The 16,901-nt window shown below is 60.0% G+C and carries 15 protein-coding genes and 1 riboswitch; of the genes, 10 read left to right on the top strand and 5 right to left on the bottom strand.

The window, feature by feature from the left end:
* The first annotated feature begins 6 nt into the window (after positions 1–6).
* From ACR0MI_RS10915 to ACR0MI_RS10875, 9 genes are all read left to right on the top strand, one after another.
* Entirely contained in the window at positions 7–1,017 is a 1,011-nt protein-coding gene (locus ACR0MI_RS10915; protein WP_170614804.1) for an Ldh family oxidoreductase, read from the top strand.
* A 101-nt stretch (positions 1,018–1,118) separates the two neighbouring features.
* Complete coding sequence (iadA, locus tag ACR0MI_RS10910) at positions 1,119–2,285, top strand: beta-aspartyl-peptidase (protein ID WP_170614805.1); 1,167 nt, start codon at positions 1,119–1,121, stop codon at positions 2,283–2,285.
* Between the two features lie 56 nt (positions 2,286–2,341).
* Positions 2,342–3,229 carry a cyanophycinase gene (locus ACR0MI_RS10905; RefSeq protein WP_170614806.1) on the top strand — a complete coding sequence of 296 codons (888 nt, stop codon included), beginning with the start codon at positions 2,342–2,344 and terminating at the stop codon, positions 3,227–3,229.
* 23 nt (positions 3,230–3,252) lie between these two features.
* Positions 3,253–6,054 carry a cyanophycin synthetase gene (gene cphA, locus ACR0MI_RS10900; protein ID WP_480854356.1) on the top strand — a complete coding sequence of 934 codons (2,802 nt, stop codon included), beginning with the start codon at positions 3,253–3,255 and terminating at the stop codon, positions 6,052–6,054.
* Between the two features lie 15 nt (positions 6,055–6,069).
* On the top strand, positions 6,070–7,806 hold the full coding sequence (locus tag ACR0MI_RS10895) for a Mur ligase family protein (protein WP_170614808.1): 1,737 nt from the start codon (positions 6,070–6,072) through the stop codon (positions 7,804–7,806).
* Between the two features lie 110 nt (positions 7,807–7,916).
* Positions 7,917–8,119: riboswitch (cobalamin riboswitch) on the top strand.
* Positions 8,120–8,220: 101 nt separating this feature from the next.
* Positions 8,221–8,577, top strand: a complete 357-nt coding sequence (locus tag ACR0MI_RS10890; RefSeq protein ID WP_170614809.1) for a DUF1636 domain-containing protein — start codon at positions 8,221–8,223, stop codon at positions 8,575–8,577.
* Positions 8,574–9,359, top strand: a complete 786-nt coding sequence (locus ACR0MI_RS10885; protein ID WP_170614810.1) for an ABC transporter ATP-binding protein — start codon at positions 8,574–8,576, stop codon at positions 9,357–9,359. The genes ACR0MI_RS10890 and ACR0MI_RS10885 overlap by 4 nt, the downstream gene beginning before the upstream one ends.
* Before the next feature lie 18 nt (positions 9,360–9,377).
* Complete coding sequence (locus ACR0MI_RS10880) at positions 9,378–10,325, top strand: ABC transporter substrate-binding protein (protein WP_170817171.1); 948 nt, start codon at positions 9,378–9,380, stop codon at positions 10,323–10,325.
* Position 10,326: 1 nt separating this feature from the next.
* On the top strand, positions 10,327–11,334 hold the full coding sequence (locus ACR0MI_RS10875; RefSeq protein ID WP_170817170.1) for an iron ABC transporter permease: 1,008 nt from the start codon (positions 10,327–10,329) through the stop codon (positions 11,332–11,334).
* Positions 11,335–11,388: 54 nt separating this feature from the next.
* Here ACR0MI_RS10875 and tcuB read toward each other — a convergent pair whose 3' ends face one another.
* The 3 genes from tcuB to ACR0MI_RS10860 are packed head-to-tail and all read right to left on the bottom strand — an operon-like array spanning position 11,389 to position 14,532.
* Positions 11,389–12,456, bottom strand: a complete 1,068-nt coding sequence (gene tcuB, locus ACR0MI_RS10870) for a tricarballylate utilization 4Fe-4S protein TcuB (protein ID WP_170614813.1) — start codon at positions 12,454–12,456, stop codon at positions 11,389–11,391.
* A complete protein-coding gene (gene tcuA, locus ACR0MI_RS10865) occupies positions 12,446–13,840 on the bottom strand; it encodes an FAD-dependent tricarballylate dehydrogenase TcuA (RefSeq protein WP_170614814.1) in 1,395 nt (464 codons plus the stop codon). The genes tcuB and tcuA overlap by 11 nt, the downstream gene beginning before the upstream one ends.
* Positions 13,841–13,851: 11 nt before the next feature.
* Positions 13,852–14,532 (bottom strand): GntR family transcriptional regulator, encoded by a 681-nt coding sequence (locus tag ACR0MI_RS10860; RefSeq protein ID WP_170614815.1) that lies wholly within the window; start codon positions 14,530–14,532, stop codon positions 13,852–13,854.
* Positions 14,533–14,654: 122 nt separating this feature from the next.
* Between ACR0MI_RS10860 and ACR0MI_RS10855 the strand changes: the two genes are divergently transcribed.
* A complete protein-coding gene (locus ACR0MI_RS10855) occupies positions 14,655–15,674 on the top strand; it encodes an AbrB family transcriptional regulator (protein ID WP_170614816.1) in 1,020 nt (339 codons plus the stop codon).
* Here ACR0MI_RS10855 and ACR0MI_RS10850 read toward each other — a convergent pair.
* Together ACR0MI_RS10850 and ACR0MI_RS10845 are read right to left on the bottom strand one after the other, a co-directional pair.
* On the bottom strand, positions 15,643–16,623 hold the full coding sequence (locus ACR0MI_RS10850; protein WP_170614817.1) for a D-2-hydroxyacid dehydrogenase family protein: 981 nt from the start codon (positions 16,621–16,623) through the stop codon (positions 15,643–15,645). The genes ACR0MI_RS10855 and ACR0MI_RS10850 overlap by 32 nt on opposite strands.
* On the bottom strand, positions 16,620–16,856 hold the full coding sequence (locus ACR0MI_RS10845; protein ID WP_170614818.1) for a hypothetical protein: 237 nt from the start codon (positions 16,854–16,856) through the stop codon (positions 16,620–16,622). Before ACR0MI_RS10845 ends, ACR0MI_RS10850 begins: the two co-directional genes overlap by 4 nt.
* Positions 16,857–16,901: the final 45 nt, after the last annotated feature.

Raw genomic sequence — 16,901 nt, 5'->3', positions numbered from 1 at the left:
AAACCCATGATCGAGACCCGCACCCTGACCCTCGCAGAAATCGAAGATCTGGCCTTTCGCGCGCTTGTCGCTGCGGGCACCACCGAGGCCAACGCCCGCCCGCTGGCAGTGGCCACCGCTGCAACCGAAGCGGATGGTGTTGCAAGCCACGGCCTCGCCTATATCCCGATTTATTGCGAGCATGTGCAGTGCGGCAAGGTGGATGGTCGGGCCGAGCCCGTTCTGACCCGCCCGCGCCCCGGTGTCATCAACGTCGACGCGGCGACGGGTTTTGCACATTCCGCCATCGATCTCGGGTTCGAGGCGCTGACAAAGGCTGCGCGCGAGCAGGGCGTGGCAGTGCTTGCAATCCGCAACAGCTATAACTGCGGTGTTCTGGGATATCATACATATCGGCTGGCGCAGGCCGGTCTGGTGGGTCTGGGCTTTACCAACGCCCCCGCTTCGATCGCACCATCCGGAGGATCGAAACCTGTGGTTGGCACCAACCCGTTCTCGGTTGCGGTTCCCGGCCCGGACGGGCAGCCATCGCTGCTGATTGATCAAAGCGCCAGCACCATCGCCAAAAGCGAAGTGATGAAACACGCGCGCGAAGGCAAGGCCATTCCTGTCGGCTGGGCGCTGGATCCCGATGGCAACCCGACAACCGACCCCAATGTCGGCCTCAAAGGCTCGATGGCGCCGTCCGGCGGCTACAAGGGCGTGGGCGTTGCATTGCTGACCGAGGTCATGGCCGCCGCGCTGACCGGAGCCACACTGGGCATCCATGCATCGCCGTTTTCGGGTACCGCCGGTGGCCCACCCAAGACCGGCCAGTTCTTTATTGCAATCGATCCCGCCGCCACATCCGGCGACAGTTTCGCCACTGGGATAGGCGCGCTGTTAGATGCAATCAGGGCGCAGTCGGGCGCCCATCTTCCGGGGGACGGTCGCGGCGCGAAGCGCGCTGCGTCACAGACCGATGGGGTGGCTGTCAATGTTGCCACCCTGGACAAAATCGAAACCTTCCTGAACTGAATCTGGCGGAACATGATCCACAGGTAATCGCACGGAATTGTTTGAGCTTTGCGAAAGGGTCAAATAAAGAACGTTCGTTTTGTATATGACGGACCGCAAATATGCTGACCCTGATCAGGAATGCCAATCTTTTTACCCCCGAGCCCTTTGGGATCGGTCATCTTTTGGTCGCTGCCGGACAGATCGTTTATCTGGGCCGGGACCTGCCTGATCTGGGCGGGCCGTTGCAGGTTGACGTGTTGGATGCCGAAGGCGCGCCGGTTGTGCCCGGTCTGATCGACGGCCATGCCCACATCACGGGTGGGGGCGGCGAAACCGGACCTGCCAGCCGAGTGCCGCCGATGGTATTGTCCTCGTTCACGCGGGCGGGCGTCACCTCGGTCGTTGGGGTTTTGGGGACCGACGATCTGACCCGCAATACGCAGACACTGGTGCAGCAAGCCTACGGTCTTCGCGCAGAAGGACTTTCGGCCTGGTGCCACACGGGCGGCTATCACGTCCCGCTGACCACGCTGACCGGGTCCGCCCGTGGCGACATCGTGTTCCTTGACCCGGTCATCGGTGTCGGTGAACTGGCGATCAGCGATCATCGCTCCAGCCAGCCGACACTGGACGAGTTCCTGCGCATTGCCAGCGAGGCGCATGTTGCAGGGTTGATGACAGGCAAGGCCGGGATCGTTCATTGCCATATGGGGGATGGCGTGCGCGGGCTTTCGATGCTGGAACAGGCGATCGAGACCAGCGAAATTCCGGCCCGGGTCTTCAATCCGACCCATGTCAACCGCAACAAGCCGCTGTTCGAACAGGCCGTCGCCCTTGCCCGTCATGGCTGTTTCATTGATGCCACGGCCTTTCCCTGCGCGCATGTCGATCCAGGCATTTCCGCTGCCGAAGCCTATGTTCAGTTTCGTGATGCCGGCGGGCGGACAGACCGCTTCACCATCAGCTCCGATGGTGGCGGCTGCCTGCCCGCATTCGACCATGAGGGCAATCTGACCCGTTTTGGCGTTGGCCTGTCTGACACATTGCCCGAAACGCTGGCCGAGATGGTGGGCATGGGCGTACCTCTGGATGAGGCTCTGCGCCCGTTGACATCAAATGTCGCCGACCTGCTGAAATTGCATGGAAAAGGCCGGTTGAGCAACGGAAAAGACGCCGATCTGGTGGTTCTTGACGAAAACCTTGGCATACGGCATGTGATGGCGCGGGGGGAATGGCATGTCCGCAGCGCCCAGATAGCCCGGCGCGGCATGTATGAACAGATATAAGCGCCTGTGCGGCCCCGGCGGCTGCCCCGCTTCAGGACGAAGAAGGTAATCTTGACATGTGCCCTGCACCCGTTGATGCAGACACCCCTCGCGGGTTCATCATTCCGATTGGTGGCGGCGAAGACCGCGTGAAGGAAATGCAGATCCACCGCAAGTTCGTGGAGCTGTCAGGCGGCGCGGATGCCGACATCGTTGTGATCCCGACCGCCTCGATGCTGGAAGAAACGGGGCCGGACTATAACCGCATCTTTTCCGAGCTTGGCGCGGGTCAGGTCGAATTCCTGCCCATCTCGCGCCGCGCCGACTGTGACAACCCCGATTACGCCGGAATGCTGGACCGGGCGACCGGCATTTTCATGACTGGTGGCAACCAGTTGCGCCTGTCCGCGATTCTCGGCGGAACGCTGGTAGCGCAGAAAATCCGCCGCCGGAATGCGGCGGGCGTGCCGGTTGCCGGAACCTCTGCCGGGGCGTCGATCATGTCCGAGCATATGGTCGCCGGAGGCAGCAGCAACTCGGCCCCCGCCGAAGGCAACATCACGCTTGCACCGGGCATGGGCCTGACCAACGCGGTGATCATCGACCAGCATTTTACCCAGCGCAATCGGCTGGGGCGCCTTCTAACCGCCTCATCTTTCAACCCTTTTCTGATCGGCCTTGGAATTGACGAGGACACCGCCGCCTTTATTGGCCCCGACAACGTCCTGGAGGTTGTTGGCAGCGGCACGGTCACGGTCGTTGATGCCAGCCATCTGACGCATTCCTCGATGTGGGATGCACGCCGGGGCGAAGCACTGAGCCTTTTAGGTCTTCGGCTTGACGTTCTGGGCGAAGGGTGCCGTTATGACCTGATGGCTCGCCAGGCTTTTCCGCCAGATGAGCATATGGCGTTCTGCACCTTGCCCGATTTGTCCGGCGACGAGGACGCCTCCGGGGGGAAATGAACAATTAATAAACGAGGAGCCTTATGAAAATAATCTCTACCAATGTCTTCGTCGGTCCCAACGTCTGGGCAAGTTTTCCGGTTATTCGACACGTCATTGATCTGGGATTGTTGGAAGATTGGCCCTCGGCCCGAATAGGCCCCGAATTCATCGACGCATTGGTCGCGGCCCTCCCCGGCCTTGCCGAGCATGGCTGTTCCTATCGCGAGCCCGGCGGCTTTATCCGCCGTCTGAGCGAGGATGAAGGCACCTGGCTGGGTCACGTGCTGGAACATTGCGCCATCGAGGTTCAGAACGTGGCCGGCACGGATGTGACATTTGGCCGGACGCGGGGCACAGGCGAACCCGGCCAGTACAATATGGTCTACGAATACCGCCAGCGCGACGTGGGACTTGATGCCGGGAAACTGGCCATGCGCCTGCTGATGCACCTGCTGCCGCAAAACCTCAAGGAAGCCCTGGACTATGATTTCGATCCCGATTTCGATTGGGACGACGAGTTGCGCAGCTTTGTTCTGCGTGCCCAACGCAAGGAATTCGGTCCCTCGACCGGGTCGTTGGTCAAGGCCGCCGAAGAACGTGACATTCCATGGATCCGCCTGAACGAAGGATCGCTGGTTCAGTTCGGGCATGGCAAGTATCAGCGACGCATTCAGGCGACCATCACGTCCGAGACCAAACATATCTCGGTCGAGATTTCCTGCGACAAGGAAGATACCCACAATCTGCTGAACGATCTGGGTCTGCCGGTGCCACAACAGCGCATGGTCTATTCGGCCCGCGAAGCCGCAAAAGCAGCTGGCCGGATCGGATTTCCGGTGGTGGTCAAACCGCTGAATGCCAATCACGGCCGCGGAGTATCGATCAATCTGAACTCGGAATCCGAGGTCGAGGCCGGTTTTGCCGAGGCCAAGGAACACTCGCGAAGCCGCGCCATTCTGGTTGAAAGCTTCATTACAGGATTTGATCACCGGATGCTGGTGGTCAACAACAAGCTGGTCGCCGTCGCCAAACGGGTTCCGGGTCATGTGATGGGGGATGGCAAGCATACGATTGCTGAACTGGTCGCCATCGTGAACCAGGACCCGCGCCGGGGCATCGGGCACGAAAAAGTGCTGACCATGCTGGAGATCGACAATCAGGCCAAACGCCTGATGGAAAACGCCGGAGTGACCGAAGAAACCGTTTTGCCGGAGGGCGAGGTTTTCTATTTGCGCTCTACCGCGAACCTGTCCACAGGCGGCACGGCCATCGACCTGACCGATGTGGTTCATCCCGACAACCGCGACATGGCTGAACGCGCCATCATGGCGGTTGGGCTGGATGTAGGCGGTGTCGATTTTCTGATCGACGACATCACCAAGTCCTACAAGGATATCGGCGGCGCGATTGTCGAGGTGAACGCAGCCCCCGGATTCCGGATGCACGTGGCTCCGTCCGAAGGCCAACCGCGCGATGTTGCCGGTCGGGTGATCGACATGCTGTTCCCGGTCGGGGACAAGACACGCATCCCCATTGCGGCAATCACGGGAACCAACGGGAAAACCACAACATCGCGGATGTTGAACCATATCATGAAAACCAGCGGCAAGACCGTTGGCATGACCTCGACCGACGGGGTCTATGTGGATGGCAAGCTGAGCGTCAAGGGCGACATGACCGGGCCCAAGTCGGCCCAGATCGTGCTGCGCGATCCGATGGTCGATTTCGCCGTGATGGAGACCGCGCGTGGCGGGCTGGTGCGTTCGGGCCTGGGCTATCAACGCTCGAACGTGGCCGCCTGTCTGAACGTATCCGCCGACCATCTGGGGCTGGGTGGCATCAACACGGTCGAAGAGCTTGCCGTGGTCAAACGCGTCGTGGTGGAAAGCGCCACGGATACGGCCGTTCTGAACGCCGACGACATCAACTGCCTGAAGATGGCGGATTATGCCGGGGCAAGTCAGATCTTCTATGTCACGACCAATCCCGGCCACAGTCTTGTGAAAGAACATATCAAGGAAGGCGGCAAGGCCATCGTGCTGGAAAAAGGCATGAACGGCGACATGCTGACCATATACGACAATGGCCTGCATATCCCCGTGCTCTGGTCGCACCTGATCCCGGCGACACTGGAAGGCAAGGCGATCTTCAACGTGCAGAACGCCATGTTTGCTGCCGCCATGGCCTATAGTTTTGGCGTTGATCTGGACAACATCCGCCACGGGCTGCGGACCTTTGACACCAGCTATTTCCAGGCACCGGGGCGGATGAACGTTTATGACGAACATCCGTTCAAGGTAATCCTGGATTATGGCCACAACCCCGCCGCCCTGAAGGCAATGGCGGCGCTGGCCGACCAGCTAGAGATCAAGGGCCGCAGGCTGTGCGTCGTATCGATGCCCGGTGACCGTCGTGACGAGGACGTCGAGGATGCGGGCGCGGCGCTGGCCGGTCATTTTGACCACTTCATCTGCAAGGCTGACGACCGCCGCCGCGGACGCGGGCATGACGAAATTCCTCAGATGCTGCGGCAGGCGTTGATTGCAGGCGGCACGCCGGATGAGGCGATCACAATCATCCCTGATGAGGTCGAAGCGGTGACGGCGGGTCTTGAAATGGCAGCTCCCGGCGATCTGCTGGTGATATTCGGCGACGACACCACCCGCTGCTGGAAACAGATCATCTACTTCAATTCGGATGGCGACGCACCTGAAGCTGAAGCAATCGGAAAGCCTGCCCCTATTGAGACCTCTTTCGAGGACATATTCGACAGCGATCAGGCCCTGATCCGGGACGAGCGCGGCGTGCGTCTGGCCCGCGAAATCAGCGAAGACGCGGATTGAGCCGAGGGCACCGGAATGGACAGAATTGAAGAGCTTGAGACCGCGCTGACCATCCCCAGCGCGACCAGTGACGCGTTTCGGGTAGACGATGCGCGCCGGCTGACCGGGCCCGGGTTGCTCTGGGATCACCCGGGCGCAATCATGGACGTCTTTTTTGACCAGGAGCAGTCTTCGCGTGTCATTGAGCTGTGGCAGCATCATGCACGTCGTGTGCTGGATGCTCTCGGCTGGCACCAGGAAAAGCTGACATATCGGGTATTCACCGGCGGCGTGAACCTTGCGATTTCAGCGCCGATGGATCAGCTATATTCAGCGATCTTTGCGGTCCAGACCGCATGGCATTTCTGTGCCGCGGCGCTGGTCGGGGAAACACCCGGCGATTTCGACAAGATGATCGCCAACGTCCGCGACGTCATGGCCAAAGAGGCAAATCCGGCCCTGATCGCCCTGATCCAGGCGGCCTCGGCGCGGGGCGTCGATATCCTGTGTGACGACGACGAGATTTCGATCGGCCACGGGGTCGGAAGCCGGACCTGGGCCTGGAACGCTCTGCCTGCGCCTGATGAAGTCGAGTGGGACGCCTTGCACAACATCCCCGTCGCCTTCATCACCGGAACCAATGGCAAGACCACAACGACCCGGCTGCTTGAGGCGATCGCCCGGGCGGCGGGCAAGGTTGCCGGGCTGACCTCGACCGAGTTTGTCCGCGTCGGCGACGACATCCTCGACCGTGGTGATTATTCCGGCCCCGGCGGAGCGCGCATGCTGCTGCGCGACCGGCGGCTTGAAGTCGCCTGTCTGGAGGTTGCCCGTGGTGGAATCCTGCGCCGGGGTCTTCCAACCCATGCCGCCTCGGCTGCGGCTGTCACAAATGTCGCCAATGATCATCTGGGTCAGTATGGCGTCAACACGGTTCCGGAGTTGGCGCAGGCCAAGTTCGCCGTGCACCGCACCCTTAAGAAAGATGGCGTTCTGGCCCTGAACGCGGATGACGCGTATGTCCGGGATGAGGCACTGAACACGTCCTGCAGGATCTGGTGGTTCTCGCTGGACCAGAAAAACGCACTGATCCAACAATCCCGCGAGCAAGGACATTGTTGTGCCTTCCTGCGGGACGAGATGATTGTGTTCTTCGATGGCTTCTCGGAACAACCGGTGATTTCGGTTCACGATGTGCCGCTCGCCATGGGCGGGGCTGCCAGGTACAATATTCTCAACGCAATGACTGCGCTGTGTCTGGCCCGCGCACTCGATATCCCGATAAAGGCCATTCGCGCCGGATTGTCCGGGTTCAAGCCAGACGCCAAAGATAATCCTGGCCGGTGCAACGAGTTTTCACATAACGGCGCCCGTGTCTTTGTCGATTTTGCGCATAACCCACATTCGGTCGCAGCGGTGTGCGAGGCTTTGTCCGGACTTCCGGCAAAGCGCCGCTTCATACTGCTAAGCCATGCCGGGGACCGGTCCGATCAGGACATCATCGATGTCACGCAAACGGCCTTGCGGTTCCAGCCGGATGTGGTCGTCGCTGCCGAGCTTGAGGGCTATCTGCGGGGACGCAACCTTGGTGAGATTCCAAAGCTGATTAAGCAGGCGGCAATGGACAAGGGTCTTCGGGATGAGCAGATCCTGAGCGCGCCTTCCCCGACCGAGGCGAGCAGGACAATACTGGATCAGATCGAACCGGGCGATCTCGCCCTGTTGCTGGTCCTGTCCGAGCGCGAGCAAGTCTTAAAACTGCTGGAAAACTGAACCCCTACGCTGAATCCGAGAGCCTCGGGCGGTGAAATTCGAACACCGCCCTGCCCAGCCGATCCGATTGTCCTGCCAATAATTCTGTATTGACGCATGCCCGGGTCTGAGGCACTTAGCTAGTAGATGGTTCCCGAAGGAAGACCCGAGGGATGAAAAGGGAATACGGTGCGGCCCTGAAGGCCAAGTCCGTAACTGCCCCCGCAACTGTAAGCGGTGAGCGACGCCAAACACCCACTGGCCGAATAGGCCGGGAAGGAAGGCCAAGCAAGGACCCGCGAGTCAGGAGACCTGCCATCAGTGTTCAACCAACCCAGGGCGGGGCGCCCTGGAAGGAGGCTTAGATGGCACGTCAGTCACGTGTTTACATGATCAGCACCTTCTGTCCGCGCTTGGCAACAAGTGGAGCGGACCATGTCAGACGCCACTGATCATATTCTTCTGATCTGTTCGACATGCAACGGTGATTTGTCTGCGGACAAAATACGCTCTTCTTTGTCAGATGCGCTACCTTCCGGGTTTGCCATTCGCACGGTCGATTGCATGGCCGGGTGTGCGCAGCCGACAACTGTTGGGTTTCAGGCCGCCGGCAAAGCCCAATACCTGTTCGGTGACATCCGGACCCCGCATGACATCGCGGCCTTGGCCGAATTCGCGTTGCAATATCAGAACAGTGCCGATGGATGGACATGCGCGTCCGACAGGCCGAGCGCGCTTTTTGACAAAACCCTTTCCCGTTTGCCCCGAATGATTTTGGAGGAGCCTTCATGACGACCTCTGCATTTCTTGCCGTGCGTGACGTCGAATACTATGCGCTGAATGGTGATGTTCTGCTGCAAGCGGCGTCTTTTGAACTGGAAGAAGGCGCAATCCTTGCAATTGCCGGGCCGAACGGGGCCGGGAAGACGACGCTTCTGAACCTGTTGTGCGGCACGGCCGAACTGGTGCTGGGCGACGTTTTGATCAATGGGCGCAGCCTGAAACACATGCCCGCCAACGAGCGCGCCCGAATGATCGCTGTTGTCAGTCAGCACGAACTGCCGGATAGCAGACTGTCTTTGCGGGAATATGTGGCCTTGGGGCAAATCCCGATCCGGGCTGATCGGTCGAAAGAGGGCCACGCCGCCGAACTGGACAGGGTTTTGAACCTGACAGGTCTGAGTGATCTGGCGGACAAACGAATGGGCGTACTTTCCGGGGGTGAACGTCAACGTGCGCATATTGCGCGCGCTCTGGCACAGAACCCTTCGCTTTTGTTTCTGGACGAACCGACAAACCATCTGGACCCCGACGCCAAGGGGCGGATGCTGTCGCTGGTTGCCGAGTTGGGCATCACGGTGGTTATGATCGTCCACGACCTCGTCATGATCCCCGAATTCGCCACCCATGTGGCCATGATGAAATCCGCGCGGCTCACGGGCTTTGGTCCCGTGGCCGATGTGCTGACCTCGGACCAGGTTCGGGAAACCTTTGGCGTCGACTACCTGTACTTTCACCATGAGGGCCGCGTGATTCCGGCGCTGGATATCCGAAAAACCTCGGTCTCAAACTAACCCTAGGAGCATCTTTGAATGAAACAGATCTGGTCGGTGGTCCTGACCACAGCCCTGGCAGGCGGTGCGTCGGCACAAGAAATTGCCGTCGACAATTGCGGCAAGCCGCTGGTTTTTGAAACTGCGCCCGAGCGGATTGTCGTGCACGATATGAACATGACCGACATGGCCTTTGCGCTGGGTCTGCAGGACAAGATCGTCGGGCTGACCGGCATCACCGGATGGTACAAGACCAGCCCGGAATTCGATACGCTGCGCGGCGACATTCCCGAGCTTGCGCCCAAATACCCAACGGTCGAGAACCTTGTGGCCGCCGAACCCGATATGTTCTTCGCGGGCTGGTATTACGGGATGAAGCCGGGCGGAGACGTGACCCCTGACACGCTGGAACCCTTTGGCATCAAGACCTTGATCCTGTCCGAAAGCTGCGTGCATCTGGACAAGGACCGCCCCGAAGCCAGCATGAACCTGCTGTTTGATGACGTTCTGCGCCTGGGCCAGGTCATGCAGGTCGAAGACAGGGCGAAGGAACTGGTTGATGGTTGGAAAGAAGAACTGACCGAGATCGAAACCCGGACCGCCGATCTGCCCAAACCGCGCGTTTTCCTGTTGGATGGTCCGGCTGATGCGCCCTTCACCGCGGGCAAGTTTGCCATTCCCGATGCGATGATTTCCGCAGCGGGCGGTGAAAACGTGACCCATGACATGGATACAAGCTGGGGCCGCACCTCGTGGGAAACGGTGGCGGCCGCCAACCCCGAATTTCTGGTGCTGCTGGATTACCAGACCGGCAACGGCGCCGAGGATACCTTCAAATTTCTGCAGGAGCATCCGGTGATGTCCCAGACCGATGCCGTCAAGAACGAGGCCTGGATTGGCCTGCGGTACGAGGAACTTACCCCCGGACCGGCAAATATCGAGGCGATCCTGAAAATGGCGCAGGCCATGCATCCGGATCTCAACTGATATGGGTCGACTTGGCCTGACACTTCTGCTGGGGGCGGTCGTTCTGGCCGCCCTTTTGCTGATCTCAACCATCTACGGCACCACATCCATTCCGGTTTCCGACACGTTCACCGCTGTCTTGCTGGGAACAGGTCTGAGTGACCGGGAAATGTCGCCGTTGCACCGGATCGTGTTTGATTTGCGCCTGCCGCGCGCCCTGTTCGCGGCCGTAATCGGCGCCGGGTTGGGCATCGTCGGCGTCGTCCTGCAAACCACAACCCGCAACGATCTTGCTGATCCTTTCCTGTTCGGCCTGTCCTCGGGTGCGGCGGCCGGCGCCGTGTTCGTGATCACCGTGACCGGCGACGTGCTGGGCTTTTGGACCCTGCCGTTGGCCGCGTTCTGCGGCGGGCTTGTGGCGTCGGGCATCGTGCTGGCGCTGGTTCACGGTTTACGCACAAGCGCGCCCGAAAAACTGATCCTGGCCGGGCTTGCGGTTTCGTTCCTGTTCTCGGCCATCACCAACTACCTGATTTTTGCAGGCGACAGCCGCGCCGCGCATTCCGTGATTTTCTGGATGCTGGGCGGTCTGGGCCTGGCCCGCTGGGAGACGTTTCCGCTGGTCTGCGCAGGCCTGCTTCTGATCCTGAGCTTTTCTCTCTACCGCAGCCGCTGGCTCGACGCGCTGCTGACCGGCGACCTTACTGCCTCTACCCTCGGCGTACCCGTGCGCGGACTGCGGTTCAGCATGTTCTTTGTTGCGGCGCTGGCAACGGCGGTGTTCGTCTCGGTCGCCGGTGTCATCGGTTTCGTCGGTCTGATGGTCCCTCACATCGCCCGCGGAATCGCGGGGCCGCTGCATGGCCATCTGCTGCCGACCGCAGCTCTCGTCGGCGCGGCATTGCTGACGGGCTCGGATATTATCAGCCGTTTGTTGCTGGCCCCGCAGGAATTGCCTGTCGGGATCGTGACAACCTCAATCGGATCGGCGTTCGTGTTCCTGCTCCTGTTCAGGACCAGAGCCCGCTGACCGGACCCTTTCCACCTTCCATCCAGGGCGCAAGCAGCGGCTGGTGCGAACCATTTATGTGCCCCGCTTCCTCTGTGCATCTCTGACAAGTGCGGCGAGGCGATAGAACCCGTGTGCCATCTTGGTATAGGGCATGAGCAGGAAGAAGGTCAGAACCGACCCCAGATGGATGGCCAGAAGAGCGGGCATCACTGTGGTCGAGCCGAGCACGTAGAGGACAAGGCCGCTGAGGCCAACAAACCCCAACAGCAGGATAAAGCCCATCTCTGCACCCCACGCGGACGTGTCGCCTAGGTCACGATCGGATTTCTGCTTCAACATGACCATGCCGCCACAGCCGATGGTCAACAGGATACCGCCTGAGACGCCAAGCAGTTTGGGTAATGACCAGAATCCGTAGGGTGCATACAGGCCAAAGCCGTAATGCATCGCTGTCGCAACCGAGGTTGAGGCAAAGCAAAGCAGGAACCCATACATGATCGCCTGATGCATGTGTCGGCGGGCGTGGCTGAACCGGTCTTCATCTTCGAAATTGCAGCCTTCGCCGTGGCCGGCCGCAAGATCCTGCATCGTCCCGGCGCGTTTGAACGCCGCTGTCAGATCGGCCCATTGGACTGACTTTCCGTCAACCGCACGCCAATAGCGGCGCAAGCTGATGGCGATGCTGAACAGCGGCAGCAGGAAGGCGGGCATAAAGATCGCCACCATCGCATTGTGGGAAAGAACCGCATAGAAACCTTCGCCGCCAGAAGACCCGATTGCCCGGATCGCCCAAAACAGCGCGGCAAAACCGAGGACCAGCGCAAGCGCAATTGCCCCTCCTTGGGTGTGGAAGCGACGCGCCAAAGGCTGGGGCCAGGCGAAGCTTTCCCAAATGTCCCGGCGCACTTCGGCCAAAGCAGCAGGCAGGTTCAGATCAAACTCGTGCGGGGCGGTGTACTGGCAGGCATAATAGCAACCCCTGCAATTGTGACAGAGGTTGGCAAGTTGTGTGATGTCGCCATCCGAGAACGCGCGCTCGGCGTGCAATGACGGGAAAACCGAGCAGTAACCCTCGCAATACCGGCAGGCATTGCAAATCTCGGCCTGACGGCGGGCTTCCTGTATCAGTTCAGTTTGCATAAGCGGCGGCCTCACGTCCTGCGATACGTCCGAAAACCGTTCCAATGGTCATGCCGAACCCGGCCAGATACCCCTGCCCCAGGATCGAGCCGGCCATGGTTTCCCCCGCCGCCCAAAGGTTCCTGATCTTGCCGTTAGGGGTCGAACACTGTGCCGTCTCGTCGACCTTGAGCCCCAGATAGGTGAAGGTCACACCGGTGCGCAGCGAGTAGCCATAGAACGGCGGTTCCGAGATTGGGCGGGCCCAGTTTGTCTTTGGTGGTGTCAGGCCGGATGTGGAAACTCCGTCCAGCTCGGTTGGATGGAAGCCGCTGACGTCGCCACAGGCGGCATTGAATTCGGCGACCGTTGCCTTCAGCTTTCCGGCAGGCAAGTCCATTGTGTCGGCCAGTTCATCCAGAGTATCAGCCTGAAGCGGCGGGAAAACAGACGGCATGAACAGGTTCAGCGATTTGGCGTCGATGATCACGTAGCCCACCTGTTCCGGCTGAGCTGCCACCAGACGACCCCAGATCGCGTAACGCTTGGGCCAGACATCCTCGCCCTCGTCATAGAACCGCTCGGCGTTCTTGTTCACGACGATGGAGAACGGCACGCAGTCAAGACGGGTGACAATGCCGCCGTCAAACTTGGGCGCGCGTCCGTCGATCGCAACGGCATGGCATTGGGTCGGGTCGCCGACACTCTCGACACCCTGATCCAGCAGATCGGCCAGCACCACACCGCGATTATAGGGCGTTCCACGGACCAGGAAGTTTTGCGCCGCCGGTCCCCAGGCACGGGTCAGCCAATCGGTGTCGGCCTGAAACCCGCCCGAGGCGACAATGACGGCCTTCGGTGCGATGCGGTGGGACTGCCCCTCGTGGGTATAGTCGACCCATTCGACCCTGTCGCCATTCAGTTCCAGATGGGTGACGGCAGCCTCGTACAGCACTTCAACGCCCAGCCCTGCCGCTGTTCTGTAATACGCATTAACCAGAGACTTGCCACCACCCATGAAAAACGCATTTGTTCGCGCCAGCGACAGGGTCCCCGAAAGCGACGGCTGGAACCGGACCCCGTGTTCTTCCATCCAAGGCAGGCATTCCTCGGAAGTGCGGATCGCCAGCCGTGCGAGACGCTCGTCAGTTTGTCCGTCGGTCACCTTCAAAAGATCGGACAGGTATTCGTCCTCGCCATACGCTTCGACAAGCGGGCCCAGTGGGCCCGAGTGCATGCAGCGAAAGTTGCGGGTGTGGCGCGAGTTTCCACCGCGATAGGGTTTCGGTGCTGCCTCCAGGATCAGGACACGGGCGCCCGCCTCGGCTGCCGTCATCGCGGCGCAGAGGGCGGCATTTCCCCCGCCGATCACTGCAATATCATAAGCTTCGGTTTGAGGTGCCATTTCCGATTGTCCTATTGGCCTTGATCGCTGGTGCGATCTCGTTCCTGCAATGCGCGAATGCGCATGCGTTGCGCAGCCTGGATATGCGCTCGCATTTCCGTCTCGGCTGCCGCCCCGTCACGTGTTTTGAGGGCGGCCATGATACGGCGATGTTCGGCCACGGCAGCCTCAGCCCGATCGCTGTCCAGCAGTTGCGATGGGCCAAGGATCAACAAAGCCTTTTGCAAGGACAGCATGGATTTTGCCAGAAACCGGTTCTTGGCCGCATCCAGTAGCGTTGCGTGAAAAATCCGGTTGATCCGCGCCGCATCCGGACCTGTTCCCGCCTCGGCCAGACGCTCATTCAAAACCTCAAGCTCGTCCAGTTCCACGTCCGACGCGGCCCGCGCAGCAAGGCGCGCTGCAGTGCCTTCAAGCACGGCGCGCATCTCGTACAGTTCCATGACCTCGGCGTAATCCAGGCTGCGTACCGTCGCGCCCAATCGTGGGACATGCGTGACCAACCCGTCGGCCTCAAGTTGACGGATGGCTTCGCGGACCGGCGTTCGGCTGACGCCCAGCCGATCGGACAGCTCAATCTCCCGCAGTCGTTCACCAGGCAACAACGACCCTTCGCGGATCTCGTCCAGCAATCTCTGATAGGCAGAGCTGCCTTGCGGGCCGGGCTGTAATGGGTCGTCCTGAATAGTCATAACACTCACACTTGCATATTGCGTCCACTTGTATACATTTGGATACATAGTGAGTCAACAGCGTCGGAAACCAACCTTTGTCCACCCCAGGAAACCAGACTTCGCTCTTCGTGAAGCGGTCGATGACCCTTGGCCTCGCGGTGTTCGGCACTGCGATCTTCTGGGCGCTGGACCTGCCGCTGCCGTTTTTGTTCGGTCCAATGACCGCTTGCCTGATTGCGGCACTGGCTCACGCACCAATGGAAGGCTTTGGTCAGGTTTCTGTCGCAGCCCGGACCATTCTGGGTGTCGCTGTTGGTGCCTCGATCACGGCTGCCCTGTTCGCCGATCTGCCCAAGATGGCAGCATCGATCATGTTAATCCCCTTCTTCATCATTCTGATCGCGCTGGTCGGCGTTCCGTTCTTTCGCAAGGTGTGGGGGTTCGATGAGAAAACCGCATTCTACGCCGCAATGCCGGGCGGATTGCAGGACATGATCATCTTCGGGACCGAAGCCGGCGCCGATCCACGCACCCTGTCGCTGATTCACGGCACGCGCGTTCTAATTATTGTCACTTTGGCACCGCTGTTTCTGACAGTGTTCTACGATGCTGAACTGACCAACCCCATCGGGCAGCCCGCAAGCAATCTGCCGGTGCACGAAATTCTGCTCATGGTTCTGGCCGCTTTGGTCGGCTGGAAAGGCGGAGAGAGAATTGGCCTGTTCGGCGCATCCATCCTCGGGCCGATGATCCTGACCGCTGCTCTGTCCGTGGGGGATTTCATCCACTCCCGTCCTCCGCGTGAAGCTATTCTGGCTGCGCAGTTCTTCATCGGGTGCGGGATCGGAGTGAAATTCGTTGGCGTCACATGGGGCGAATTGCGCCGTGTCGTTGCCGCCGGTGTTGCCTATGTCGTTGTTCTTGCCATCTTGGCTGCGGGTTTTACGGCTGTTGTCACCACACTCGGGCTGGGTCGCCCTGTCGAGGCGTTCCTTGCTTTTGCACCCGGAGGTCAGGCCGAGATGACTGTGCTGGCCATTGTTTCAGGCGCGGATTTGGGATTCGTGATCACTCATCACCTGACGCGGATTGTGCTGGTGATCATTGGGGCGCCCATCGCGGCCAATCTTATTTTGCGCTGGTCCAGACCTCGGGATTGATCATATGGATCGGAGCGCCTTCGGCAAAGGCGTTCACCTGATCAAAGATATCCGCAAATTGCAGGTCAAACTCATCTTCGGTCACAAAACCGATATGCGGCGTTGCGATCAGGTTGGGATGCGACAGCAACGGGTCGTCAGGATCGGTCAGCGGTTCGGTGTCAAACACGTCAATTGCCGCATTTCCGGGGCGGCCGTTATTGAGCGCCTTCAACAGCGCGCCGGGTTCGATCAGACCGGCCCGCGACGTGTTCACAAACAGCGAACCGGGCTGCATCGCCCGCAAGTCGGCTGCCGTGATGATACCGCGGGTTTCCGGTTTCAGGCGCACATGGATCGAAACGACATCGCTGCCGGAAAAAAACTCCTGTCGGCTGGATGCGACCGCCGCACCATCGGCGGCTGCGCGGGCGCGGCCATCTTCAGACGACCACCAAACAACGCTCATGCCAAACGCCTCGGCATAGCCCGCAACGGCCCGGGCAATACGCCCATAGCCATAAAGGCCCAGTTGTCGCCCGCGCAGTGTCTTGCCGACCCCGGCTTGCCAGCGCCCCGCCTTGACCGATTCCATTTGCGCCGGCAGGTTCCGCATTCCGGCCATGGTCAGCGCCCAGGTCAGTTCAGCAGCAGCGTAAGACGGCGTGCCCGCGTGCATGTTCGAACAGAACAGCACTATGTTGTCAGTACATGCCTGAACGTCCACATGCGGATAGACGCTGCGCTGGCTGATCAGGCGCAAGTTGGGAAGTTTCTCAAGCAACTCACGGGTTACCCTGGTGCGCTCCCGGAACAGGACCAGCGCTTCGGCGTCCTGCAGGCGCGCGGCCAGGGTATCCGTATCTTCGACGTGATCTGTCCAGACCGTGACCTCATGGTCGGCCAGCTTTGAAAAGCAGGGCAAGCCGCGCAATGTGTCGAACCAATCATCGAGAACATGGACTTTCACCGGCTTTCAATACCCCGCTCGGCTTCGAGCTTTCTTGGAGTTGGGACAAAATGCGCTGCCTCAAGCGCTGCCAATGCGTTGCGAACGCGCTCGCTCTGATCAAGCAGGTGATTGAACTGTTCATCGCAGCCCGCAATCGGTGCCGGATACTCGGTCATGTCCCGTCGCAGCGCGGCTTGCGCCAGTTTGAGTTCCTGTCGAGCAATGTCGAGGCATTCGGAATAGTGGTCCATCGTGACACCTCCTAACTGTATACCAAAGTATACCAATTTAGATTT

It is taken from the genome of Ruegeria sp. D4 (genome assembly GCF_056534475.1).
Note: the sequence above shows the minus strand (reverse complement) of the source record. Positions and strands in the feature narration are given on the sequence as shown.